Annotated in this window: 22 protein-coding genes; 13 read left to right on the forward strand and 9 right to left on the reverse strand. The window is 62.5% G+C overall.

Features of this window, described 5'->3' with window-relative positions:
• Window positions 1-2 precede the first annotated feature (2 nt).
• From N008_RS14415 to N008_RS14440, 6 genes are all read left to right on the forward strand, one after another.
• Window positions 3-887 (forward strand): hydroxypyruvate isomerase family protein, encoded by an 885-nt coding sequence (locus N008_RS14415; protein WP_044016968.1) that lies wholly within the window; start codon window positions 3-5, stop codon window positions 885-887.
• A gap of 320 nt (window positions 888-1,207) precedes the next feature.
• Window positions 1,208-1,978 (forward strand): DUF1080 domain-containing protein, encoded by a 771-nt coding sequence (locus N008_RS14420; RefSeq protein WP_044016970.1) that lies wholly within the window; start codon window positions 1,208-1,210, stop codon window positions 1,976-1,978.
• Between the two features lie 426 nt (window positions 1,979-2,404).
• Window positions 2,405-4,204, forward strand: coding sequence for a pyruvate dehydrogenase complex dihydrolipoamide acetyltransferase (locus N008_RS14425; protein ID WP_044016972.1), 1,800 nt, complete (start codon window positions 2,405-2,407; stop codon window positions 4,202-4,204).
• 214 nt (window positions 4,205-4,418) lie between these two features.
• Complete coding sequence (locus tag N008_RS14430) at window positions 4,419-6,971, forward strand: TonB-dependent receptor (RefSeq protein ID WP_044016974.1); 2,553 nt, start codon at window positions 4,419-4,421, stop codon at window positions 6,969-6,971.
• Window positions 6,972-7,136: 165 nt separating this feature from the next.
• Window positions 7,137-7,673: an ATP-dependent protease subunit HslV gene (gene hslV / locus N008_RS14435; RefSeq protein ID WP_044016976.1), complete on the forward strand. Its 537-nt coding sequence runs from the start codon at window positions 7,137-7,139 to the stop codon at window positions 7,671-7,673.
• Window positions 7,674-7,820: 147 nt separating this feature from the next.
• Entirely contained in the window at window positions 7,821-8,792 is a 972-nt protein-coding gene (locus N008_RS14440) for a deoxyhypusine synthase family protein (protein WP_044016978.1), read from the forward strand.
• Window positions 8,793-8,960: 168 nt separating this feature from the next.
• Here the strand turns inward: N008_RS14440 and N008_RS14445 are convergent, their stop codons facing one another.
• The 4 genes from N008_RS14445 to N008_RS14460 form a co-directional block, all read right to left on the reverse strand.
• On the reverse strand, window positions 8,961-9,866 hold the full coding sequence (locus N008_RS14445; RefSeq protein ID WP_197062861.1) for a DUF3667 domain-containing protein: 906 nt from the start codon (window positions 9,864-9,866) through the stop codon (window positions 8,961-8,963).
• A 105-nt stretch (window positions 9,867-9,971) separates the two neighbouring features.
• The gene (locus tag N008_RS14450) at window positions 9,972-10,373 is read right to left on the reverse strand and encodes a hypothetical protein (protein WP_052381575.1); all 402 of its coding nucleotides are present in this window, start codon (window positions 10,371-10,373) and stop codon (window positions 9,972-9,974) included.
• Between the two features lie 11 nt (window positions 10,374-10,384).
• Window positions 10,385-11,695, reverse strand: coding sequence for a cystathionine gamma-synthase family protein (locus N008_RS14455; RefSeq protein ID WP_044016982.1), 1,311 nt, complete (start codon window positions 11,693-11,695; stop codon window positions 10,385-10,387).
• Window positions 11,696-11,844: 149 nt separating this feature from the next.
• Window positions 11,845-13,224 carry an OmpA family protein gene (locus N008_RS14460; RefSeq protein ID WP_044016984.1) on the reverse strand — a complete coding sequence of 460 codons (1,380 nt, stop codon included), beginning with the start codon at window positions 13,222-13,224 and terminating at the stop codon, window positions 11,845-11,847.
• 240 nt (window positions 13,225-13,464) lie between these two features.
• Between N008_RS14460 and N008_RS23220 the strand changes: the two genes are divergently transcribed.
• Window positions 13,465-13,620: a hypothetical protein gene (locus N008_RS23220; protein WP_156109330.1), complete on the forward strand. Its 156-nt coding sequence runs from the start codon at window positions 13,465-13,467 to the stop codon at window positions 13,618-13,620.
• Window positions 13,621-13,644: 24 nt separating this feature from the next.
• Window positions 13,645-13,794, forward strand: coding sequence for a hypothetical protein (locus N008_RS23225; protein WP_156109331.1), 150 nt, complete (start codon window positions 13,645-13,647; stop codon window positions 13,792-13,794).
• 78 nt (window positions 13,795-13,872) lie between these two features.
• Here the strand turns inward: N008_RS23225 and N008_RS14465 are convergent, their stop codons facing one another.
• Window positions 13,873-14,337 carry a hypothetical protein gene (locus tag N008_RS14465; protein WP_044016987.1) on the reverse strand — a complete coding sequence of 155 codons (465 nt, stop codon included), beginning with the start codon at window positions 14,335-14,337 and terminating at the stop codon, window positions 13,873-13,875.
• 221 nt (window positions 14,338-14,558) lie between these two features.
• Entirely contained in the window at window positions 14,559-15,107 is a 549-nt protein-coding gene (locus tag N008_RS14470) for a 2'-5' RNA ligase family protein (RefSeq protein WP_052381576.1), read from the reverse strand.
• Between the two features lie 327 nt (window positions 15,108-15,434).
• Between N008_RS14470 and N008_RS14475 the strand changes: the two genes are divergently transcribed.
• From N008_RS14475 to N008_RS14485, 3 genes are all read left to right on the forward strand, one after another.
• Window positions 15,435-17,576, forward strand: coding sequence for a DUF748 domain-containing protein (locus N008_RS14475; protein ID WP_044016992.1), 2,142 nt, complete (start codon window positions 15,435-15,437; stop codon window positions 17,574-17,576).
• 167 nt (window positions 17,577-17,743) lie between these two features.
• A complete protein-coding gene (locus N008_RS14480; protein ID WP_044016994.1) occupies window positions 17,744-18,106 on the forward strand; it encodes a hypothetical protein in 363 nt (120 codons plus the stop codon).
• Between the two features lie 69 nt (window positions 18,107-18,175).
• Window positions 18,176-18,667 (forward strand): PAS domain-containing protein, encoded by a 492-nt coding sequence (locus N008_RS14485; protein ID WP_044016995.1) that lies wholly within the window; start codon window positions 18,176-18,178, stop codon window positions 18,665-18,667.
• A 95-nt stretch (window positions 18,668-18,762) separates the two neighbouring features.
• On the opposite strand, the gene N008_RS14490 is transcribed toward N008_RS14485, so the two are convergent.
• Entirely contained in the window at window positions 18,763-19,764 is a 1,002-nt protein-coding gene (locus N008_RS14490; protein ID WP_081910816.1) for an SMP-30/gluconolactonase/LRE family protein, read from the reverse strand.
• Between the two features lie 192 nt (window positions 19,765-19,956).
• On the opposite strand from N008_RS14490, the gene N008_RS22390 reads away from it, so the two are divergent.
• Window positions 19,957-20,130: a DUF2256 domain-containing protein gene (locus N008_RS22390; RefSeq protein WP_071884546.1), complete on the forward strand. Its 174-nt coding sequence runs from the start codon at window positions 19,957-19,959 to the stop codon at window positions 20,128-20,130.
• A gap of 72 nt (window positions 20,131-20,202) precedes the next feature.
• On the forward strand, window positions 20,203-21,840 hold the full coding sequence (locus tag N008_RS14495) for an amidase (RefSeq protein WP_044016997.1): 1,638 nt from the start codon (window positions 20,203-20,205) through the stop codon (window positions 21,838-21,840).
• A gap of 126 nt (window positions 21,841-21,966) precedes the next feature.
• Here the strand turns inward: N008_RS14495 and N008_RS14500 are convergent, their stop codons facing one another.
• The gene (locus N008_RS14500; RefSeq protein ID WP_044016999.1) at window positions 21,967-22,503 is read right to left on the reverse strand and encodes a hypothetical protein; all 537 of its coding nucleotides are present in this window, start codon (window positions 22,501-22,503) and stop codon (window positions 21,967-21,969) included.
• A gap of 522 nt (window positions 22,504-23,025) precedes the next feature.
• Window positions 23,026-23,598 carry a DUF4279 domain-containing protein gene (locus N008_RS14505; RefSeq protein ID WP_197062862.1) on the reverse strand — a complete coding sequence of 191 codons (573 nt, stop codon included), beginning with the start codon at window positions 23,596-23,598 and terminating at the stop codon, window positions 23,026-23,028.
• Window positions 23,599-23,621: the final 23 nt, after the last annotated feature.

Genomic DNA, 23,621 nt, shown 5'->3' on the forward strand with positions numbered 1-23,621 from the left:
CCATGGCCACCTGGAACCGACGGGCCGCCCTGAAGGGCCTGATTACCGGCACGGCAGCCGTGGGTACGCTGGGCGTTTCGGCGGCGTGCGGGGCCGAGGACCAGAAAACCGCTTCCGTGCCCTTGAAGAATAACCTGAAACAATCGGTGTGCCGCTGGTGCTTCGGCAAGATGCCGCTGGACGAGTTGTGCGCGGCCGCCAAGGAAATGGGCCTCCGGGGCATCGACCTAGTGGGCCCCGCTGAGTGGCCCACGCTCAAAAAATACGGCCTCGACTCGCCGATGTGCAACGGCGCGGAAATCAACCTTACCGACGGTTTCAACGACCCCAAATTTCACGCTCAGCTGCGGCAGCGCTACGCCGCCATGATTCCGCAGGTGGCACAGGCCGGCTACACCAACCTCATCTGCTTCAGCGGCAGCCGCCGCGGCCTCTCCGACGAGGCCGGCCTCGCCAACTGCGTAGAGGGCCTCAAGCCGCTGCTGCCCTTGGCCGCCAAGCATAAAGTGGTGCTGGTGATGGAGCTGCTCAACAGCAAAATCGACCACCCCGACTACCAGTGCGACCGGACCGCCTGGGGCGTGGAGCTGGCCAAACGCCTGAATTCCGAGCACTTCAAGCTGCTCTACGACATCTACCACATGCAAATCAACGAGGGCGACGTCATCCGCACCCTCACCGCCCACCACCGCTACATTGCCCACTACCACACCGCCGGCGTGCCCGGCCGCCACGAGCTCGACGACACCCAGGAACTGAACTACCCCGCCATCATGCGCGCCATCCAGGCCACCGGTTTCCAGGGCTACGTGGCCCAGGAGTTCATGCCCCGCCAGGCCGACGGGCTGAAGTCGTTGCGCGAGGCAGTGCGGCTGTGTGACGTGTAGCGCCGGACCCATCAGAACGTCATTCCGAGCAGCGCGAGGAATCTTGCGTGCTGACTTTGTCAACGTAATCCTTTCATGCTGAGCATGTGGCGCATCAAGCCAGGTGCCGAAGCACCTCTGCCGCTGGCTAACCTCATTAAACGATGTAGAGACGCGACACTTCGCGTCTCCCGCCAGAACGAATCGGCCGCCCCATCGTCAGCAACGAGGAGACGCGAAGTGTCGCGTCTCTACAGTCGACCAACGAAGCGGTAGAGATGCTTCGGCAAGATCAGCATGACGTTCTTTATTTCCACCTGCTTCTCACCCTCTTCCTGCCCATGAAAACTGCCTTCCTCCTTCCTACTTTACTCATCAGCCTGTCTGCCGTGGCCCAGAACCAGCCGCAAGGCAAACCCGAGGAAACCGAAGTCTGGAAACCGGTGCCGAAGGTGGTAACGGCTACCGGCGTGTTCACCGCGCCGCCCTCCGATGCGTTGGTGCTCTTCAACGGCCGCGACCTGACGCAGTGGGTATCGGTGGAGGACCGCACCAAGCCGGCGGGCTGGAAGGTGGCCGACGGGCTGCTGACCGTGGACAAGAAGACGGGCAACATCGAAACCAAGCAGAAATTCACCAACTACCAGCTGCATCTGGAGTGGCGAGTGCCCGCTACCATCAGCGGCAAGGGCCAGGTGCGCGGCAACAGCGGCCTGTTTCTGGCCTCGCTGGGCAAAGGCGACCTGGGCTACGAACTGCAGATTCTGGACTCCTACCAGAACGAAACGTACGTGAACGGCATGGCCGGCAGCATCTACAAGCAGTTCATCCCGCTGGCCAACCCCACCCAGAAGCCCGGCCAATGGCAGTCGTACGATGTACTATGGACCGCGCCCACCTTCAAACCCGACGGCACCCTGCAAACACCCGCCCGCGTAACGGTACTCTTCAATGGCGTGCTGGTGCAGAATAACACCGAGCTGAAAGGCGCCACCGTGTACATCGGCCCGCCCAGCTACCAGCAGCACGGCCCGTCGCCCATCAAGCTCCAGTCGCACGGCGACCCGAGTGAGCCAATCAGCTTCCGCAACATCTGGGTGCGGGAGCTGTAAGCGGCGGCAGGTGGCAGGTAGCAAACCCGGGCTCCGGTCCGGCGGCTCTTGCACCCGTCGGGCCGGTCGGTGAAAGCGCACCGGACCCGTTTTGCCCGCCACCCCTGCCTCATGCATCCCGCCCCGGCCCGACGGCTGAAAGAGCCGCTGGACCGGGGCCTTATGCGCAACCTGGGTTAGCCGGGCTGTCTGGAAGGAAAGGGGAGAAGGGAAAGCCAGTCGCCACCGCAGCCCGCTCAGCTCAGAATCCGCAGAGCTGCCTTCAGGGCGCCGCCGGACCGTAGAGCATAGTCTGCGGGAGAGGCTTTTTGAATGGCTGCAGGCGAAAATTCGCTGCCGGCTGGGTGCGCGCTTAGGCGAGACTTTCGTTTGCACCCCCGGATTTTCGGGCTAATTTTGACCCATTCAATTCAACAGTAGACGCAGATGGCCGAAATCATAAAAATGCCCAAAATGAGCGACACGATGACCGAAGGGGTCATTGCTTCGTGGCTCAAAAAAGTAGGCGATAAAGTGAAATCCGGAGACATTCTGGCGGAAGTCGAAACCGACAAGGCCACGATGGAGCTGGAAAACTACGAAGACGGTACCCTGCTCCACATTGGCCCGCAGGCTGGCGAGGCCGTACCCGTAGACGGGCTGCTGGCCATTGTTGGGAAAGAAGGCGAAGATATTTCGGCTCTGCTCGGTGGTGCCGCACCAGCGGCCGCGCCGGCTCCTGAGGCAGCACCCGCACCAGAAGCCGCCCCAGCTCCAGCCGCGGCCCCGGCCGCTCCGGCGCCCGAGGCGCCCAAAGCAGAAGCCCCGGCCCTCGCGGCCCCGGCTCCGGCGGCGGCTCCAGCTAGCAATGGCAAGAAAGCCACGGTCATCCGGATGCCCAAGATGAGCGACACGATGACCGAAGGCACCATTGCCTCCTGGCTCAAGAAAATAGGCGACAAAGTGAAGTCCGGCGACGTGCTGGCCGAAGTGGAAACCGACAAGGCGACCATGGAGCTGGAAAACTACGAGGACGGTACCCTGCTCTACATTGGCCCAAAAGACGGCGAATCGGTAGCGGTAGACGGCATCCTGGCCATCATCGGCGAGGAAGGTGCTGACGTGGAAGCCTTGCTGGGCGGCCAGAGCGGCGGTAGCGCGGCCCCTGCTACTCCCGCGCCAGCCTCCGAAGCTGCTTCGGCTCCTGAGCCAGCTCCGGCAGCCACACCTGCCCCGGCTCCCGCTGCGCCAGCAGTTGCTGCGCCTGCCGCTGCCGTTACGGCAGTAGCTCCGGCTCCGGCTGGCACCCGCATTCTGGCCTCGCCGCTGGCCAAGAGCATTGCCCGCGAGAAAGGCATCGACCTGAACGGTGTGAAAGGCTCCGGTGAAAACGGCCGTATCGTGTCGCGCGACCTGGAAAACGCCCAGCCTGCACCCGCACCAGCTCCGGCTGCGCAGCCGGCTGCTGCACCTGCCCCAGCCGCTGCGCCAGTGGCTGCCGAAGCGCCAAAGGCCGAAGCCCCCAAGGCAGAAGCTGCACCGGCTCCGGCCGCCCAGCCCGTCGACGGCACATACACCGACACGCCGGTATCGCAGATGCGCAAGGTGATTGCCCGCCGCCTCTCCGAAAGCCTGTTCACGGCCCCGCACTTCTACCTGACCATGGAAATCCTGATGGACCGGGCCATGGAGGTGCGCACGCAGCTCAACACTCTCTCGCCGGTGAAGCTCAGCTTCAACGACCTCGTAATCAAAGCTGCCGCCGTGGCGCTCAAACAGCACCCGGCCGTCAACTCCTCGTGGCTCGGCGACAAGATCCGCCAGAACAAGGTGGTGAACATCGGGGTGGCCGTGGCCGTGGACGAAGGCCTGCTGGTACCCGTGGTGCGCAACGCCGACGGCAAAGGCCTCTCCACCATCGCCACCGAGGTGAAGGAGTTGGCCGGCAAAGCCAAGAGCAAGAAGCTGCAGCCCGCCGAGTGGGAGGGAAGCACCTTTACCATCTCCAACCTGGGCATGTTCGGCATCGACGAGTTCACGGCTATCATCAACCCGCCGGATGCCTGCATCCTGGCCGTGGGTGGCATCAAGCAAACCGCGGTGGTGAAGGATGGTCAGCTGGTTGTCGGCAACATCATGAAAGTGACCTTGAGCTGCGACCACCGCGTGGTGGACGGGGCCACCGGCGCCGCCTTCCTGCAGACGCTCAAGAGCCTGCTCGAAGACCCAATGCGCATGCTCATCTGAGTTGATTAAGCACTTCAATACAAAAGCCAGCTCCGCTTAAGGGCTGGCTTTTTTTGTGGGCTGTGGCAGCAGGTACCAGATCTGGCTGGATGGCTGCCTGACGTAATTGACCACCAAAAGGGCTGAAAATCACTGTAAAAACTCTATACTTACCGAAAAAGGGCGTTGCGCCGGCGGCACCTGATGGTTCAACAATGAAACCCAGATAGCCTGTATGAAACAACAGTTACTCGTTGCTGCGCTCAGCGTGGCCAGCCTTGCCGCGTATGGCCAGGCGCAGACGCTTTCCGGTCAGGTGCTGGATGCCGCTGGCCGGCCCGTTATCGGGGCGACGGTGGTGGAGAAAGGCACCAACAACGGCACCGCCACCGACAATGCCGGCCGCTTCACGCTCTCGTCCAGGGCGGCCAGTCCGCGGCTGGTGATCAGCTCGATTGGCTACACCACGCAGGAAGTGAGCGGCGGTAGCGGTGTAAGCGTGAAGCTGGCCGACGCCTCCACCAGCCTGGGCGCGGTGCAGGTAGTGGGCTCGCGCAGTCAGAACCGCTCCGTCACCGATTCGCCTTCGCCGGTGGACATCATCGATCTGCGGGAAGTGACCACCAAAACCGGCCAGCTCGACGTCAACCAGCTGCTGCAGTTTGTGGCGCCCTCGTTCAACTCCAACCGCCAGACCGGCTCCGACGGCGCCGACCACGTCGACCCGGCCTCGCTGCGCGGCCTGGGCCCCGACCAGACGCTGGTGCTCGTGAACGGCAAGCGCCAGCACCAGTCGGCGCTGGTGAACCTGTTTGGCTCGCGGGGCCGTGGCAACACCGGCACCGACCTGAACGTCATTCCGGCGGCCAGCATCGAGCGGATTGAGATTCTGCGCGACGGCGCGGCGGCCCAGTATGGCTCCGACGCCATTGCCGGCGTGATTAACATCGTGCTGAAAAGCTCCGTGAACGAGCTGACGGCCAGCGCCAACTACGGTGCTTACGAGGCCAAATACCGCCGCGACGACCAGCAGTTCGATGGCGGTAACTTCAACGCCAACGTCAACTACGGGGTGGGTTTGGGCGAGCAGGGGAGCTTTATAAATGCCACCGTCGATTTCAACCAGCGCCAGCACACCCAGCGCGCCAACGTGCCGGTGCCCGATTCCAGCTCACTGGCCCGCCGCGAGTACGGCGACCCGAAGGTGCAGAACGTGTCGGCCTACCTCAACTCCAAGTTCGCCGTGAGCGACCAGACGCACGTGTACGTGTTTGGGGGCGCCAACAAGCGCAAGGGCGACGCCTACGCCTGGACCCGCTTTGCTGAGGACGACCGCAACGTACCATCCATCTACCCCAACGGCTTCGACCCCATCATTACCAGCGACATCGTGGACGTGTCGGCCGTGGCCGGGGTGCGCACCAAGCTGGGCGAGTGGGAGCTGGATCTGAGCAACAACTTCGGCTCCAACCGCTTCGAGTATGGGCTGCGCAACACGCTGAACGCCTCGTTGGGCGCGGCCTCGCCCACCAGCTTCAACGCCGGTGGCTTCCAGCTGCAGCAGAACGTGGTGAGTTTAGGCCTGACGCGCAACTACAAAACCGTGCTGCAGGGCCTGAACGTGGCCGCCGGGGCGGAATTCCGGCGCGAATGGTACTCGCTGTTTGCCGGCGAGGAAGCCTCCTACCGCAACTACGACCCCACCAAATCGGGCGGCTCGCAGGGCTTCCCCGGCTACCAGCCCGCCGACGCCATAAAGGCCGACCGCGACAACGTGGGCGCCTACGTGGATGCCGAGTTGAGCGTGACCCAGCAGTGGCTGCTGGCCGCCGCCCTGCGCTACGAGCACTACACCGACTTCGGCAGCACGCTCAACTACAAAGTATCCACGCGCTACAACCTGACCGAGTTTCTGACCCTGCGCGGCACCTACAGCACCGGCTTCCGGGCCCCGTCGCTGGCCCAGATTAACTTCAACTCCACCTTCACCAACTTCATCAACGGCGACCCGGTGGAGGTGCTGCTGGCCCGCAACAACAGCGCCGTAACGCAGAAGCTGGGTGTGCCGGCCCTGAGGCAGGAAACCTCCAACAGCGCCAACGTGGGCCTTACCAGCCGCCTGGGCTCGTCGCTGAGTCTGACCGTGGATGGCTACTACATCAAGGTGAAAGACCGGGTGGTGCTCACCAGCCAGTTCTCGGCCGACGACCCGGTTATCGGGCCCGACCTGGTGGCGCTGAACGTAGACCAGGCGCAGTTCTTTGCCAACGCCGCCGACACCCGCTCTATTGGTCTGGATGTGGTGCTGAACCACACGGCCACGCTGGGCACCGGCCGCCTCAACTCCACGCTGGCCGCCAACGTCAACAACCTGAAGATTGACCGGGTGCAGACCACCGGCCGCCTGGCCGGCCGCGAAGACGACTTCTTCGGGCCCCGCGAGCAGGCGTTTGTGAAAGCCTCGGCGCCGCCGTCCAAAATCAACCTCACCTTCGACTACCAGTTGGGCCGCTTCAGCACGCTGCTGCGCTTCGTGCGCTTCGACAAGGTGCGGCTCGTGGATTTCGACGGCGCCGACATGAACTACGACGCCCGCATCACCACGGACCTCACGTTCAGCTACGCCCTCACCGACCACCTGCAGCTCTCGGCGGGCAGCACCAACCTGTTCAACCGCTACCCCACGCTCTTCGACCCGCAGCGCACGGAAACCGGCGGCGCCTGGGACCCGGTGCAGATGGGCGCGAACGGGCGGTTTTACTTTGCTAAATTGCAGGCCCGATTCTGATAGGACGTCAGCCCGAAACCAGCTGTCAACCTGACGAAGCAAGGACCTTGTCACGCCTGAACAAGACGGATACCCGTTAGTTGTTCGGGCGTGACAAGGTCCTTGCTTCGTCAGGATGACAAGCGTTTTTCCGGTTCCTGACTTCCGCCAACTACTAACTACCCCATGAAAATCCGTTCTACAACCGTGCTGGGCGTGCGCCACAACGGCCAGGTGGCCCTCGGGGCCGATGGCCAGGCCACCATGGACAAGCACGTGGCCAAGAGCAACGTGCGCAAGGTGCGCAAGCTTCACGACGGCAAGGTGGTCACCGGCTTTGCCGGCTCCACGGCCGATGCGTTTCTGCTGCTCGACCGGTTCGAGGAGAAGCTCGGCAACTACAGCGGCCAGCTGCGCCGCGCGGCCATCGAGCTGGCCAAGGAGTGGCGCAAAGACCAGTACCTGCGCAAGCTGGAAGCCATGATGGTGGTCTGCGACAAGGACGAGCTGCTCATCATTGCCGGCTCCGGCGACGTGCTGGAGCCCGATTCCGACGTGGCCGCCATCGGCTCGGGCGCCATGTACGCCCAGGCCGCGGCCCTAGCCCTCAAGAAGCACGCGCCCCACCTCACCGCCCGCCAGATGGTAGAGGAAGCCCTGCACATCGCCGCCGACATCTGCATCTACACCAACCACAACCTCATGATTGAGGAGCCGGTATAGGTGACTAGTGCCTTTCAACAAGAACGTCATTCCGAGCTTGCGAGGAATCTCGCTTGCTGACTCAGGAATATAATCCAACGTCAGCACGCAAGATGCTTCGGCTGCGCCTCTGCATGACCCGAGAAACACCATAAACCAAGCACTAACATGCAAATCACCAACTTCCTCAAGCACCACTACCGCCACTTCAACGCCGCCGCGCTGATTGATGCCGCCGAGGGCTACAACAAGCACCTGGCCGAGGGCGGTAAGATGATGATAACGCTGGCCGGCGCCATGAGCACCGCCGAAATGGGCATCCAACTGGCCGAGCTCATTCGCCAGGACAAGGTGCAGATCATCAGCTGCACGGGTGCCAACCTGGAGGAGGACATCTTCAACCTGGTAGCCCACGACTTCTACGAGCGGGTGCCCAACTACCGCGACCTGACCCCCGCCGACGAGCAGGCCCTGCTGGAGCGCCACATGAACCGCGTAACCGACACCTGCATTCCCGAGGAAGAAGCCATGCGCCGCCTCGAGCACTCGGTGCTGAAGTTCTGGGAAAAGGCCGACAAAGCCGGTGAGCAGTATTTCCCTCACGAGTTCTTCTACCAGATCCTGAAGTCGGGCGAGCTGGAGCAGTACTACCAGATTGACCCCAAAGACAGCTGGATGCTGGCCGCCGCCGAGAAAAACCTGCCCATCATCTGCCCCGGTTGGGAAGACAGCACGCTGGGTAACATCTTCGCCGGCCACGTTATTTCCGGCGACATCAAGAACGTGCACACCGTGCGCACCGGCATCGAGTACATGATTTACCTGGCCGACTGGTACACCCAGCAGGCTACCGAGGAAAGCAAAGTAGGCTTCTTCCAGATTGGCGGCGGCATTGCCGGCGACTTCCCCATCTGCGTGGTGCCCATGCTGCACCAGGACCTGGGCCGCACCTCGGTGCCGCTGTGGGGCTACTTCTGCCAGATTTCGGACTCCACCACCTCGTACGGTTCGTACTCCGGTGCCGTGCCGAACGAGAAAATCACCTGGGGCAAGCTGGGCCAGGATACGCCCAAGTTCATCATCGAGTCGGACGCTACCATTGTAGCGCCGCTGGTGTTTGCCATGGTGCTGGGCCAGTAATTGCCGCTACGGCACTGTTGCACCGGTTGTCGTTCAGCGGGGCGCGAGCTACCCAGTTCGCGCCACCGTCCGGCCACTGCCGACCATAAATGAAAAGCCCGCCGCTGAGCTTCAGCGGCGGGCTTTTCTGTGTGGGCTTCTCTGTGCGGGCCCTGCAAGCGGCGGCGCCTACTGCGGCCGGTCCACGGGCGGTGCGGCGTTGCGCTGCTGCTCCTGTTTGGCTTTGGCCTGCTGCTGCACTGATTGTTTGATGCTGGACCAGTTGGAGGTAAACATCGCTACCATCATCACCACCATCACCATTCCGTAGCCCAGCATAAAGGTCAGGAAGCCGCGCCAGAGGCGGCCCAGCCAGCCCAGGGTGGTATGATTGAGCAGGTTGCCATAGGCCCACGAGGCGTAGCCAGTCACCAGCAGCAGCGCGTAGAGGCTGAACGACTGAATCTGGGGCGTGCCGCTGTAGGCGTACGTGACGGGCAGTAACAATAGCGTAAGGAAGTTATTGATGGCCGTGATGAACGAGGCAATGATGAGGCACTCGGCGTAGTTGTAGCCGCCGCGCCGCAAACACAGGCGGGCCGCCAGCGCCCAGGCCGGCACCATGGCCACGTAAAACCAGCTCAGGTACTTCATGAAGAAGGTAGTGGACGAGGCCTGCATCTGATACACGGCCTCGGGCATGGCCGGGTCGCGGGGCGGCATCATGTCGATGTGCAGCGCTGCGTACAGCAGCGCGTAGAGGCCGGTGATGAAAAACAGCAGCGACAGGGGCCGGAAGTGGTCGACGCGCTTGCCGGCCAGGTACTCGCGGATGGTAGGGCCCGGCCGGCGAACCATGGTGCGCAGCGTGTACAGAATGCCCTTATCAACGTGCCAGATGCTGTGCAGCACGTCGTGGGGCATGTCGGCCATCGTGAACCGGTGGGTGTGGTGGGCGTCCTGCCCGCAGCGCCCGCAGAACCGGTCGGGTACGGGGTGGCCGCAGTTCAGGCAGGCCGAAGAGGTGTGCGCCGCTTCTGAAGGATGGGACTGGTGCGCGGCAACAGGTGCAGAAACCAAGGAGACGGAGGACATACTGTGGAAGGCTGGATGCAGCAGGATGTAGGATTGAAGAATTAATAATACTAAATACTGCATAAAAAAGCCCGCTGCTGATAGCCAGCGGCGGACTTTTTATTTTTATGACTGGCTCGGAATATGGATGGTGAAGCTGAAATCGTACTCCCGTCTCAACTCGCCTAAGTGGGTTAGAAGGCTATCGGCTTTAACTCGTATTTCTTGCCATGCCACAGCTGAACTGATGGAGTCCCAGTGCCAGGCCTCCGGTGGCAGAGCAAGCACGCGGCTCTTGAGCGTAAGCAATTCATCCTTCAACAATTCGCTCACTTTACCGGTCGTGAAAACTTCTTCAAAAGCCGGATACCGGAAGGCATAATCAAACTCAGCTTCCAACTCAAAAACGGGGTCAAACGTGGGCCCAGCGAGTTTCGCCAGATAATCCGGTGAGGCGGCCAGCAGCACCAGCGAATTGTAGAGACAAGAATAGTAATAGGCGGCCTGGGTTTCATGCTGGGTATGCATACGGGCTAATGTTAGGCCATTTCAACCTCCCGCACCGCTTGCGGCAGGCCCACAGCCTCAAACGCCTGGCTCAGGTCCAGCATCAGGTCCCGCGGGTCCTCCACGCCGATGCTGAGGCGAATCATCCGGGGAGAGATGCCCATTTCGTGCTGCTCGGCGGGCGTGATGTCGGAGTGGGTCATGGTGGCGGGGTGCTCCGCCAGGCTTTCGGTGCCGCCCAGGCTCACGGCCAGCTTGATGAGGCGCAGCGCGTTGAGGAAGCGGAAGGCCTCCGCCTCGCCGCCCCGGATGTCAAACGAAATCATGGAGCCCGGCGCGAGGCAGTGGCGCTGGTAGATATCCTGCTGCACGGGGCAGTGCTCCAGGTGAGTAAGGTAGTAAGTGCGGGCCACCAGCGGGTGCTCCCGCAGCCAGTCGGCAATGAGCTGGGCGGAGGTGGCGGCGCGCTCCATGCGCAGCTTCAGGGTTTCGAGGCTGCGCATCAGCATCCAGCCGGTGTTAGGGTCGCACATGGTGCCCATAAAGGTGCGCATGGCCTTGATTTCCTTCATGAGGGCGCGGCTGCTGAGGGCGGCGCCGGCAATGAGGTCGGAGTGGCCGCCCAGAAACTTGGTGGCCGAGTACAGCACCACATCGGCTCCATGCTTAAGCGGGTGCTGGAACACCGGGCCGAGGAAGGTATTGTCTACTACCAGACGCACGGGTTTTTCGGCGGTGCTGTGGCGGCGGGCCAGGGCGGCGCAGGCTTCCAGGTCTACGAGGTGGTTGGTGGGGTTGGCGGGCGTTTCCACAAACAACATGGCCAGGCGGCCGGGCGCAATACCAGCGGCCAAAGCCTCCATTTCCTGGGGCGTGGCGGTGGGTCGGAAGCCCACGGCCTCGATGCCGAACTTGCGCAGCACGTTTTTCAGGAAGAAGTCGGAGCCGCCGTACACGGGCTCGGAGTGCAGCACCACGTCGCCGGGCTGCAGCAGCGCCAGCAGGGTGGTGCTGATGGCGGCCATGCCCGAGGCGAAGGACGCGGCTTCCTCGGCTTCGTCCCAAAGACAGAGGCGGTGCTCCAGAATTTCCAGGCTGGGGTTGTTGAGGCGGGAATAAATCAGGCCCATTTCCTCGTCGGGGCGCTGCTGGCGCAGGCCGTAGGCCAGCTCGAAGAAGGCCTTGCCTTCCTCGGCGTTCCGGAACACGAAAGTGGAGGTCTGGAAAATGGGCGGCTTGATGGCGCCTTCGCTCCAGGCTGGCGTGTAGCCGTAGCTCATCATCAGGCTTTCGGGGTTCAGGCGCTGCCCGTTGATGCAGGCATGGTCGGCGGGGTTTGTCATGGGGTGGGTGGGAATGAGGGTGGGAAAAGTTCGGAGGCCTGAAGGTAGGATTTCCTGCCAAGGCCACCATTGGGGGCAGGCCCGGCCACAAAAAAGGCCCGCCGCTGAACATCAGCGGCGGGCCTGGCAGAAGCAGCGGGTTGCGGCGGCTACTTCTTGGTCACGCGCACGTCCACGCGGCGGTTCTGGGCGCGGCCCTCGGGCGTGTCGTTGGAGGCAATGGGATGCTCGATGCCGTAGCCCTCCGCCGACACCCGGCCGGGGTCGATGCCGTTGTTCATTACGGCTTTGCGGGCGGCGTTGGCACGGTCGGCGCTGAGCAGCAGGTTGGCTTCGGCCTGGCCCTGGTTGTCGGTGTAGCCGCCCAGCTTCACGGCAGCGTTGGGGAAGGCTTTCAGGATGGCGGCCAGGTTCTTCAGTTGCGCCTGCGACTCGGCCGTGAGCGTCGATTTGCCGGTGTTGAAGTACACCCGTTCCAAGCTCATCCAGCCCTGAGTTTTGTCGTCGCTCACGGACTGGCCGCTGTCGTTCAGGAAATTGAACAGCCGGGCTTCCACCGAAGTGCTGCCCACGTTCAGGCGGGTGCCGTCGGGCAGGGCCAGGTCGGTGGTGGTGCCGGTGTCGTAGATGTAGTTGCCGCTGGCCGCGTCGTAGCGGCCGGTAGGCGCAGCGGCGGCGGGAGCGGCCACCATTTGCGTGGTGTCGGGTGGGGCGGCCACAGGATCGGTGGCGGCCGTATCGGGCGTCTTGTTGCAGCCGCGCATAAAGTAGAACAGGGCTCCCAAACCTAGCAGCAGCAAAATCAGCCAGGGCCAGCGGCTGGGCGAGGTGGCGGCAGTTTCCACCTCACGGGCGGTGCTGCGCATTGTGTCGGCGGTGCGCTCGGCGGTGTTATGCACCGCGGCGCCTACGTTTTGCGCCGCCGAGCCCAAGCCGGTGGCCGCGGCTCCTGCTCCCAGGCCCAGGCCGGAAAGCATGCCCCCCAGGCCGCCGGGCAGGCTTCCGAGGGCCCCCATGATGCTGCCGCGCTGGCCATTCAGATACGAGCCAAAGCCGGCCGCATCCAGGTTGTTGGTGGCGGCGTGGCGGCCCAGCAGCCCCAGCACCACGGGCACGGCCATGTTCAGCAGGCTGCTCACGGTAGAGGTGCGCACCCCGGCCTGCTGGCTCACGCCTTCCACGGCCGGCGCATAGTTGCTGCCCAGCACAGAGCGCAGCAGCTCACTGCCCTGGTTGAGCAGACTGCCATCGGTGGCCGGGGCGGTGGTGCTGCCACTGTTCAGTCCGCCCAGCAGGCTGCCCAGGTTGCCCAAGATACCGTTGGAGTGCGCCTGCCGAGCCATGCCAAACAGCGCCTCGCTGCCGCCCGGCTGCTGTGAGCGGGCAAACAGGCTGCCCAGCACCATGGGCACCACGCTACGCAGGGCCGTGCCAATGCCGCTTTCACTTTCGCCCAGCGCCGTGCTGGTCTGGCGCACGGTGTCGCCGGCGAAGTAGTCCTGAACGAGTTCCAGAAGATTTTGGCTCATAGGGAATAGGGGAGAAGGGTGAGGCAAGCGGCCGTTGACCAACGGCTTAGGTCAAGGTATAATTTTTATTATATAATTATTAGATATGCAGCATGTATGCTGAAGCATTGCTAGTTGGGTAATAGCGAAATTGAATAATAAAAAGTCATAGAGTTACCGGCCGGCTGCTGGTGACGCGGGGCAGCCGGCCCGGCCGTAACTGCTACCTTTGGCCTGCTTCCTCACCCAGGCCCCTTCGCCATGCCCCTCGACCCCGCCACCTACCTGCTGCACACCGCCGCCGCCGAAAAGACGACCGTCTACGTCCACCTCGACGAGGATACAGTTGAGGCGTACGAGGCGCTGCTTATTGCCCAGACCCGCCACCAGAAGCTGTTCATTACGGTAGAGCCGTAGCGGCGCTATCTGGCCCACACCCAGGTGCCAGGCGAGGACGAGCCCGAAATTGAGTTCCTCACCGACTACGAAGAGGTGGAGGCGCTGCTGGAAGATGCCGGCCTCGACGGAATGCACGACGGCGAGCAGGGTATTCTCTACCACAACCTACTGTTCCTGCTCATGAACCCCTAAGCCGCCGGGGCTGCCCATATCACGCAAAACGGCCCGCCTATCCTGAGGATAAGCGGGCCGTTTGGTGAGCCAGAGCGGCTAGAAGCGGAACAGCGGGCGGGCCGGGTTCCAGATGCCCCACGGAATCATGAGCAGCACCAGCAGCAGCGCAATTGTAAACCAGATGAAGGCCTTCTTGTGCTTGAGCACCGGGTCGGTGGCTTTCTTGGAAAGCGTGCGGCCCACCTGGGCGGCCACCACGGCCAGCACCATCGTCACGAGGTGCTCCACGGCCCAGAAGCGGCCGGTGGGGTCCTTCATCACGGCGCCGCCGGCCGTTTCAAAGGCCTTCACGCCGAACGGGCTCAGGCCGAAGTACAGAATCAGGCCCAGCAGCAGTTGCAGGTGCATGGAGCCCACGAAGGAAGCGCCCATGCCGTTATCGGCGCCCAAGAAAGGCTTGCGGCCCTGCCATCCCGCAAAAGCGCGGAAAATGGCAATCAGCCCGAAAATAAGCACGAGCCAGCGGCTCCAGGAATGCAGGACAAGTACGGTTTGGTACATGAGCGAAGGTCAGTAGGTGAATTGGTAAGGGCAAAGCTACTCACGGATTTTTGCGGATTAGCCGGATTGCACGGATTTTGTGGACGCTGTGCTGTGGTGCTACGAATTGCTCGCATGGCTTCGTGGTACCACTAAACGATAAGTTCAGCCGTCAGCAACGACGGTGGTACCGCGCCGTCCACAAAATCCGCGTAATCCGGCTAATCCGCAAAAATCCGTGATTAGAAGAGCAGCGGCGCCACGTCCTGCTTGTGGCCCTCAAAGTGAAACACCTTTTCGGGCAGAAACTGCTCGCCTTCCTGGCGCATAATCGTCAGGTTGTTGATGGCCAGCTTCAGGTTGAAGGTCTGCTGGTTGAGGTACTGCAGCACCGGTCCCAACAGTTCAGGCGTGGTATCGTGCAGGGCCAGCGAGATGTGTGGCAGCCAGCAGTCGGGCCCGCTGAACTTGTCGGTGCGCAGGCACAGCGGCCTGGTGGCCTCAATAATGCGCTGGTGCAGCCGGTTAAGGGCCTCGGAGCGCAGCACCGGAATGTAGATAACCGGATTGGGCCCCGGAAACAGCCCCAGGCCGGTGGTGAAGGCCGGAAAAGGCACCGTCTGACGGGCTACTTCACGCAGCACCTGATTGAGGGCCGAGAGCTTGCGCACACCCGCCAATTGATAGGTCAGGTGCGGCTCGGGCGTGGCCTGCACGTCGTCGAGGCCAAACTCAGTTTCCAGGCTTTTGATAATGCGGTTGATCCGCTCCGCATTTTGCGGGTTCAGCACAGATGTTATGGCGAGCATCGGTTGATAAACGAGTAGAACAATGAGCGGGGACTGTGGCCGCCAGCCGGCCTACTGTTACTCTCTTGGCGCCGGATGGTTGCGGCGCCAACGCATTGCAAGTCAGATTAGCCGGTAAACTGCAACAAACTGCCGCCGAGCTTCGCCCTGGCCCGGTGATTTGCCGTAAGGGCAGGGCTGCCGGGCGGAGAACCCCAGGCGCATATGTAAACCGTACGGCTGCCTCGCCGGTTACGCCCTCTGACTTCTCATTGCCACTGTGGCAGTACGTAACCGCTCGTGTCCCAACCCACCACCGATTCTGCTGCCATGTCTGTTTCTGCCGCGCCCCGCCGGGGCTGGGGCTGGTGGGTGAGTGCCGTGGGCCTGCTACTGGTGTTGCTGACAGTGGTGTTTATTGTGTTTGGGCTCGACCCGTGGCTGCGCCAGACCCTGGAAAAGCAGGTTCGCACTGCCAGCAAAGGCCGCTATGAACTGCGCATCGGCGAGCTGGAAACCCACCTCTGGGCCCGCACGGTCACGGCCCGGGCATTGCAGCTTCGCACCCAGCCAACTGCCGCCGCCGATACCGCCCGGCTGCCCGATCTACAGCTGGCTGTTAAAGAACTTCAGGTGGCGGGCGTTGGGCTGCTGGCGGTGGTTCGCCGCCAGGTAGTGCCCATAGATAGTGTGGTGCTGGATTCCGTGCGGTTGCGGCTGGCCCGGCTGCCGGCCCCGGCTGATACGGCCCGGCCTCTCTACCAGCAGCTGCCACTAGGGTTGCTTGGCCTGCGCCTGAGAAGGGTGGCCGTGCGCCGGGCGCAGCTGCGCTACGGCACCGTACACCACGCCGTGGCCCAGCTCCGCCAGGCGTCGCTGCAAGCCACCGACGTAGAGCTGAGTGCCGCCGGGGCCGCCGACACCACTCGCATTGGCTACGCCCGCAGCCTGACCGCCCATGCCCGGGGCCTGCTGGCGCGGGTGCCCGGCCATGTGGTGCGTGTAGGGCAGCTGCATCTGGCTTCTGCCAGCCAGCAGGTGCAGCTCGACTCCGTGCGGCTGGTGCCGCTACGGGCCATTAGCAGCCAGCGCACACCCGACGCCCGGGTGGCGCTGTGGCTGCCGCAACTGCAACTGGCGGGCCTGGCCGCTGCCGCGCTAACCGGCGGTCGGTTCCGGGCCGATTCGTTGGTGCTGGTAGCACCGCAATTGGCCGTAACGTTGCCTGGCGTAGCGCCACCCCCGCCGCACCAACTGCTGGCTCCCTATTTCCAGGATATTCGGCTGGGCCAAGTGCGCGTAACCGACGGACAGGTGCGGGTGCTGGGAGAAGACCACCGGCCGGAATTGCGCCGTATCGCGCTTGTCGGGACAGAAATCCGGCCCACGGCAGCCGCCTACAATGCGGCGCACAATCTGTTCTATGCCCGGGCCTGGCAACTGCGTGCCGGTAGTGGGCGGCTGGAGATGGATGCTCCGTATTATCACGCCACATTTAGCGGCTTGCAGGTTGACACCCGTGCCCGGCAGCTTATGCTTACGCGCATTTCTGTAGCGCCTACTATGTCGGTAGAGGCCATGGCGCGCCGCAAGGGCCACCAGGCTGCGCACGTATCGGTGCAGGCAGACCACTTGGCGGCACAAGGCTTTGACATAGGTGCGCTGGCCCGCCACGGCAGCCTGCAGGCCAGTAGTATTGCGTTGGGCCGCGTGCGGGTCGTAACGGCCAGCGACGGCCGCCCACCCATTAATCCCAACCGCTCGGTGGTCACACCAGAATCTATTGGCAGGCTGCCGGTGCGGGTAGATGTGCGCCGGCTGCGCCTCCAAGACGGCGAGGTGCGCATGAGCTACCGCGCCCCACGCAACGCCCAGCCCGGCGTACTGGCCATCCGGCAGCTCCAAGTTACGCTCCGCAACATCAGCAACGACCCGCGGCGCATGAGTGCCACCCGGCCCCTTACCGGCGAAGCCGCCGGAGTGCTGCAGGGCCGCAGCTTTGCCCGCGTAGCGGTGCGGGCCAACCTGCTCGATGCCCAGGGGCGTCACAGTTTGGTTGGCTCGTTCGGGGCCGCGCCGCTGGCCATTCTCAACCCTATGGTGGTTCCCACGCGCGGCATTCGGTTTCGGAGCGGTGACATTGGCACCATCCGCTTTCAGTTGCAGCTGGACCGCCGGCAGGCTCAGGGTACCATGTGGGCGTCCTACACCAACCTCAAACTGGACTTGCTCAACCGCCAGGGCCGGCGCGATGCGCTGCGGCGGGTAGGCACCACCTTGGTCAACGGCGTGTTTTTGCGCGACAACAACCCCCGCCAGGCCGGCCAGGAGCTGCGCCCGGGCCGCATGACCTCCGCGCGGGAGCTGCGCTTCTCTGTGTTTTCGCTGTGGCGGCAGGGGCTGGTAAGTGGGCTGCTCAACAGTGCCGGGGTGCCGGCGCCGCTGGCCAAAAAGCTCAGCGAAGGCGAATAAAGCCCTGCTGGCCGCTGCTTCTGGCTGTAGCGCGAAGCCGTGTGGCTTGCGGGTAGTGGGCGTAGTTGAACTCTTTGCTAAATTTGAGGCTTGGCGGAAACAGAGTCTGGCGGGTAAGGTTACCTGCTTAAGTTCGAACTCTTCTTTCAGCCCTCATTTTCTGCTCTATGACCGATATTTTATTCGACGTGAACCTGCAGCAGATACCCGAGGAGTTTCTCACCGGCGACTGGTGCGTAGCCGACCGGGTGCTCAACCGTAACGCTCCGGATAGCTCGCTGGCACTGGCCACACGCTTCTCTATCCGGCCCGGCACGGTGCAGGTGCAGGCCCCCGAGCTGCAAGATTCCGGCCAGTGGACCATGGAGCGCGACTCGTTGCTGAACCGTCCGTATCTGGAGTTGCGTTTACTGCGGGAAGAAACCCGCGCGCTCATCACCCGCCTGCGGCGCTCTACCGATGGCCTGCAAAGCCAACTTAACCTCTACTTTCAGTCGGGCATGGAAATCCAGCTGGCCCGGCCCTGCTAAGCCTTTCGTTGCATGAATACCGAACCAATCTTTTCTGAAGAACAGCTCCGGCAGCAAACCAGTGAGCAAATGCGCTTTCTCGCTGATTTTATTCCGCAACTGGTCTGGTTTACTGACCCCACCGGCTTCCATATCTACTTCAACCAGCGCTGGATAGATTTTACGGGCTACACCCTGGCCGACAGCGTGGGGCCCGATATGTGGAACAACCTGCTCCACCCCGACGACCAGGACCGGGCCCGGCAGGTGTGGGGCCACTCGCTGGCCACCGGCGACTTCTACGAAATCGAGTACCGCTTCAAAGCCAAGGACGGCAACTATCGATGGTTCCTAGGGCAAGCCCGCCCGCAGTTCGACGAGCAGGGACACATCAAGCAATGGTTTGGCACCTGCACCGATATCCAGGAGCAAAAGGAAACCGAGTTTGCTCTCCGCAAGCGGGAGCAAGACCTGGAACGCGCCTACGCTGATCTGGAAGTGAAAGTGACTTTCCGGACGCTAGAGCTGGAGCGGGAAGTGCAGGAGCTGCGCCGCCAAGCCGCTCCCGGCAACACCTTCTAACTGCACCATCACCACATAGAAAAGGGGCGAATCCTACGTAGGATTCGCCCCTTTTTTGTTGACTCATCTTAGACGATTGCCTAAAGGCTCAGTACCTAAAACCGCACTTTACCAATGGTAAACACCGACACGGGCGGGTTTTGCATCATCTTATCGAGGTTGGCATACAGCACGTAGCTGTCGACGCCGCGGCGGGTGAGGGTAGTGGGGTACTGGGGCAGTGTAGCGAAAGTGCTACTGAGCGTGGCAGCGGCCCAACTGTTGCTGGTGCTGAGGCGGTACACTTTGCTTTGGCTGTTAGTCACTACCTGCAGCGTATTGCTGTCCTGCAGCAACAGGCCGTCGGCAGCACGCAGGTCGAGGCCAGTGGTGGTCACGCGGGTGAAGCCAGCGGGGTTGCTGACGGGCACTTTGAACAGCGCGCCTTCGTCAGACTTGGCCACCAGTAAAAAGCCGTCGGGATGGAACACGATGCCATTGAGACCGAACGCACCGGCTGGCGCGGCCAGCTGCTGATTGTCGAGAAACACCGAGGCCACGCCCTGCGCATCCACCTTGTAAATCACCGGCGCGAAGCTGTCGGTGACGTAGGCGTTGCCCTGGTTATCTACGGCAATGTCATTGGCGAAGTGGTTGGGGGCGCTGCGCAGGGCGCCTAGGTCGGTGTTGAACAGCACCTGCCCATTGTCGCGGTTGAAGCTCACAAGCTTGGCCACGTTGCGCAGCGTGCCGTTGGACGAGGCCACCAGCAGACGGTTGCGGCTGTCGTCGAGGTTCATGCCCACCGCCGAAATGATGCCGGCGCCGGAGCCGGGGGCAAAGACGCTGTAGGTGCCGTCGTCTTTCACCTGGCCCACATTGCCGGTGGTGAGGGAGCTGACCAGGAAACGGCTGTTTTTGGCGTCGTACTGCACGCCTTCGGGGTAGAGGTTGGACACGGTGAAGGCCACCGAGTCGGGGGCGGTTGGCGTGGCCATGTCGTCGTCATCGTCGTTGGAGCAGGAGGCCGTCAGCAGGCCGCCTAGCAGGAGGGTGGCCGCTGCAAAGTGCCGCATGTGGCCGGCTGCGGGTGCTGTGATAAAAGAAAATACGGGCATGTGAGTCGGGAAGGGAATAACGTGAACTATGTACCTACCTGAATACGGGGTTGGGCGGGCTGTTGGCGTGTAGAATTATGGGAGTACCGGCGCGGGAGCCGTGCAGCAGGCCCGGCTTGCGTGAAGCAGCGGCTATAACCAATGAAGGCGGGGCGGTGTTTGGGCAGTACGTTGCCAGCCTGAATCTGCCTTATGCCTGTTCCCCAAAAGCTCGTCAAGGGCAACCTGCCCACCAAAATCTGCCTCACCTGCGGCCGCCCCTTCGAGTATCGCAAGAAGTGGCGCAACAGCTGGGACGAGGTGAAATACTGCGGCGAGAAGTGCCAGCGCAACAAGCCGAAGCCGGGGCCGGGCTCGGCCGGCTAAATCTGCCGCCCGCAGCTCCCGATTCTGTTCTATCTTCCCCGCCAAAACCACCTTCCCCGCACCCTGCTCCCGATGAACCGTAGACTCTTCCTGCGCAACAGCTCCCTGGCCGGCCTGGCCCTATCCACGTTCACGCTGGACGCGTGCTCGTCGTCGCCTTCGTCGGCGGTGCCGGAAGCCGGTACGGCGGCCGGGGCCGGATCAGAGATGGCGCCGTTTGAGCTGCACGAGGCCACGGTGGCGCAACTGCAGGAGCAGATGAAAAGCGGCCAACGCTCGGCGCGGGCGCTGTGCGAGTTGTACCTGAAGCGCATCGAAGCCATCGACAAGGCCGGGCCGCAACTCAATTCCGTTATCGAGCTCAACCCCGACGCCCTGACCATTGCCGACCAGCTCGACCAGGAGCGCAAAACCGGCAAGCTGCGCGGCCTGCTGCATGGCATTCCGGTCCTGATCAAAGACAACATCGACACCGCCGACCAGATGCGCACCAGCGCCGGCTCGCTGGCGCTGGCGGCCCACAAGGCCACCCAGGATGCCTTCATTGTACGGAAGCTGCGCGAGGCCGGGGCCGTGGTGCTGGGCAAAACCAACCTCAGCGAGTGGGCCAACTTCCGCTCCACGCGCAGCACCAGCGGCTGGAGCAGCCGCGGCGGCCAGACCCGCAACCCCTACATCCTCGACCGCACGCCCAGCGGCAGCAGCGCCGGCTCGGGCGCGGCGGCTTCGGCCAACCTGTGCGCCGTGGCCGTCGGCACCGAAACCGATGGCTCCATTGTGTCGCCGGCCTCGTGCTGCGGGCTGGTGGGCGTGAAGCCAACGGTGGGGTTGCTGAGCCGCACCGGCATCATCCCGATTTCGGCCACCCAGGACACGGCCGGCCCCATGGCCCGCTCCGTGCACGATGCCGCCCTGTTGCTGGCCGCCATGGCCGGCCCCGACGCCGCCGACGTCGTCACCAAGGCCAGCGCCGGCAAGATTCCGGCCGACTACACCACGTTCTTGCAGCCCAATAGCCTGCGCGGCAAGCGGCTGGGCATCGAGAAAGGCCACCTCACTGGTGCTTCCGACGCCATAGCGCTATTCAAAACGGCCATAGAGCTGCTCAAGGCGCAGGGCGCTACGGTGGTGGAAGTGGAGGTGGAGAAGCTGACCGACCCGCTGGGCGAGGCCGAATACGACGTGCTGCTCTACGAGTTTAAGGACGGCGTGAACAAGTACCTGGCCACGGCTGGCGCGGAGGTGAAAACCCTGGCCGACGTCATTGCCTTCAACACCCGCAACAAGCCCAAAGCCATGCCCTTCTTCCAGCAGGAGATTCTGGAAGCTTCTGAGAAGCTGGAAGGCCTGGGCAGCGCCAAGTACCTGGCAGCCCTGCGCAAGTCGCAGCAAGGCGCCCGCGCCGCCCTCGACGGCGTGCTGCGTGCGCAGCAACTCGATGCCATTGTGGCCATCACCAACAGCCCCGCCCGCTGCATCGACCTGATCAACGGCGACTCGGGCGGCGGGCCCGGCTTTTCATCGCCGGCCGCCATGGCGGGCTACCCGCACGTGACGGTGCCCATGGGCCAAGTCTACGGGCTGCCGGTGGGCCTCTCGTTTGTGGGCGCCGCCTGGCAGGAAGGCCCGCTGCTGGGCCTGGCTTACGCCTACGAGCAAGCCGCCAAAAAGCGCGTGGCACCCGAGTTCAAAGCGCCGTTCGTAGGGTAAGCGACGCCGCCCTCGGTCCGACGCAGGAGGCGTCCGACCAATTGAAGGGCGCGCCGTAGCAACGGCGGCGCCCCAAACGTAAGCGGGCGGCAACCGGTCGGACGCCTCCGGCGTCGGACTGGGGCGCTACGGCACGTACTGCTCGTCGGCCTTCACCACCACGCCATTTTCGGTTTCGATGATGAACGGCGAGAGGGTGAGCACCTTCGGCACATCGGCCTGCAGTTTGGCCGGAGTGGCCGGCACGCGCTCCAGGCCGTTTTCGCCGGCGCGCCACAGCGTGAACGTGGCCTGCGGCGCCAAGCGTAGCGTGCGCACCTGCGGGTTGTCGTTTACGATGTAATAATCGTTGAAGACCGAGTACACGGTGTCGCCGTTCACCACGTCCACGGCCGCGTCGCCTTTGCGGCGAGCGGCGGCCACGGCGGCCTCGCCGCTCAGAAACTGCACATAGTCCACGTCCACGTAGTACTGCCCGTTTTGCTGGTAGAAGCGCCGGATGTAGCCGTGGTTGCGGCCGGTTTCGCCCACGGCTTCGGTCGTGGATTGCTCACTCTTGAGGTCGTCCGGAATGGTTTCGGCCATGCTCTGGCCCGACGACTCGCGGTCGGTGGAGGTGCAGGCGGCCAGGAGCAGGAGCGGGGCAAGCAGGAGCAGTTTCATACCGCAAGGTACGCGGCGGTGCCGTAGCGGTTTTTGGGTTACCCGGCCGTTACCCAGATGCGCGGTGAGCTTTACCCGCCTGGCCTGATGCCGGTGGCCACGCTGCCAGCGCTACGGCTACAGTGGGCGGAGGTGTTTGAGGGGGGAGGGCTTTTATGGCAGCTGAATTTCTATGGTCTGCTTTTCGATGTCTAAGCTAACCAAACTCATAGCCGATAAATGATTCGTTAATTCCCCATTGCTTAGGTAACTGTCAAGCGAAATTTGGCCTAAGCAAACAACCAGTTTATAAAGCGCCTGTTTGCATTTCTGCCTTTGGTGCGGCCTTCATCTACCCAAGCCCTCAACGTAATCTGCCGGCTCATTACTACATGTTCTGGTCGGTGGTGTTCCTCCCATTCTGGCCCGAGCACTCCATCACACCAATAGCGCATAGTAGCAGCCAGTAATACTTCGGATAGATGCCGTTCAAGATCGTCAAGTGCTTTTTGTTGTATCATACCATGCAGCAACTGTTATTGATTATTTAAGAGCTTGTCCTCGAGCATACAGATCGAAAGTCACTGACAAACCGAGTTTGGCAAGCCGTGCGACATGGCCCTTGGTGAGATATAGCTGAGTGAAATTGCCGTTGGATATATGGTGCCAGACGGTGACAAGGAGGTCGTCCGCGCCTGTGTGACGGCTCAGCGCATTTATACCAGAAATGTCTTTTTCCAGGTAAGCCAAAAACTCGTTCAGCTTGTCCTCAAAGCTGCCAGGTGCATCAGTTGCTTCGTAAGACAAGCTGCTGTAGCTGTACCTCCACTGATTGTTCGGAAACCAGTCGCCTTTTTTAATTATTTCAGTCGGTGGCAGTTGCGTCAGGCTCAGCAGAAACTCGCTGTCGAACTCCTCCGAAGTGGCCAAGTAGGATAACCCAATGCGTGGCTCAGTAAGCACCGCATTAATTTCAATGGCCCCTGCTATATCGAACTCAACACCAATGTAGAAAGGCTCGCCTTTTACGGCTACGTATACAGTTGCCCGGCCAATATCCTGCTTGACAACAATGCCTTCCAGCTTGGGAAGTTGTTCAACGAGTTCCACTTCCATACATTCTAACAGCTGCTTGGTCA

It is taken from the genome of Hymenobacter sp. APR13 (assembly GCF_000737515.1).
GTDB lineage: Bacteria > Bacteroidota > Bacteroidia > Cytophagales > Hymenobacteraceae > Hymenobacter.

Coding starts and splice junctions, on each gene's coding strand:
- N008_RS14415 (WP_044016968.1), top strand. CDS start 3: ATGGCCACCTGGAACCGACGGGCCGCCCTGAAGGGCCTGATTACCGGC.
- N008_RS14420 (WP_044016970.1), top strand. CDS start 1,208: ATGAAAACTGCCTTCCTCCTTCCTACTTTACTCATCAGCCTGTCTGCC.
- N008_RS14425 (WP_044016972.1), top strand. CDS start 2,405: ATGGCCGAAATCATAAAAATGCCCAAAATGAGCGACACGATGACCGAA.
- N008_RS14430 (WP_044016974.1), top strand. CDS start 4,419: ATGAAACAACAGTTACTCGTTGCTGCGCTCAGCGTGGCCAGCCTTGCC.
- hslV (WP_044016976.1), top strand. CDS start 7,137: ATGAAAATCCGTTCTACAACCGTGCTGGGCGTGCGCCACAACGGCCAG.
- N008_RS14440 (WP_044016978.1), top strand. CDS start 7,821: ATGCAAATCACCAACTTCCTCAAGCACCACTACCGCCACTTCAACGCC.
- N008_RS14445 (WP_197062861.1), bottom strand. CDS start 9,866: ATGTCCTCCGTCTCCTTGGTTTCTGCACCTGTTGCCGCGCACCAGTCC.
- N008_RS14450 (WP_052381575.1), bottom strand. CDS start 10,373: ATGCATACCCAGCATGAAACCCAGGCCGCCTATTACTATTCTTGTCTC.
- N008_RS14455 (WP_044016982.1), bottom strand. CDS start 11,695: ATGACAAACCCCGCCGACCATGCCTGCATCAACGGGCAGCGCCTGAAC.
- N008_RS14460 (WP_044016984.1), bottom strand. CDS start 13,224: ATGAGCCAAAATCTTCTGGAACTCGTTCAGGACTACTTCGCCGGCGAC.
- N008_RS23220 (WP_156109330.1), top strand. CDS start 13,465: ATGCCCCTCGACCCCGCCACCTACCTGCTGCACACCGCCGCCGCCGAA.
- N008_RS14465 (WP_044016987.1), bottom strand. CDS start 14,337: ATGTACCAAACCGTACTTGTCCTGCATTCCTGGAGCCGCTGGCTCGTG.
- N008_RS14475 (WP_044016992.1), top strand. CDS start 15,435: ATGTCTGTTTCTGCCGCGCCCCGCCGGGGCTGGGGCTGGTGGGTGAGT.
- N008_RS14480 (WP_044016994.1), top strand. CDS start 17,744: ATGACCGATATTTTATTCGACGTGAACCTGCAGCAGATACCCGAGGAG.
- N008_RS14485 (WP_044016995.1), top strand. CDS start 18,176: ATGCGCTTTCTCGCTGATTTTATTCCGCAACTGGTCTGGTTTACTGAC.
- N008_RS14490 (WP_081910816.1), bottom strand. CDS start 19,764: ATGCCCGTATTTTCTTTTATCACAGCACCCGCAGCCGGCCACATGCGG.
- N008_RS22390 (WP_071884546.1), top strand. CDS start 19,957: ATGCCTGTTCCCCAAAAGCTCGTCAAGGGCAACCTGCCCACCAAAATC.
- N008_RS14495 (WP_044016997.1), top strand. CDS start 20,203: ATGAACCGTAGACTCTTCCTGCGCAACAGCTCCCTGGCCGGCCTGGCC.
- N008_RS14500 (WP_044016999.1), bottom strand. CDS start 22,503: ATGAAACTGCTCCTGCTTGCCCCGCTCCTGCTCCTGGCCGCCTGCACC.
- N008_RS14505 (WP_197062862.1), bottom strand. CDS start 23,598: ATGGAAGTGGAACTCGTTGAACAACTTCCCAAGCTGGAAGGCATTGTT.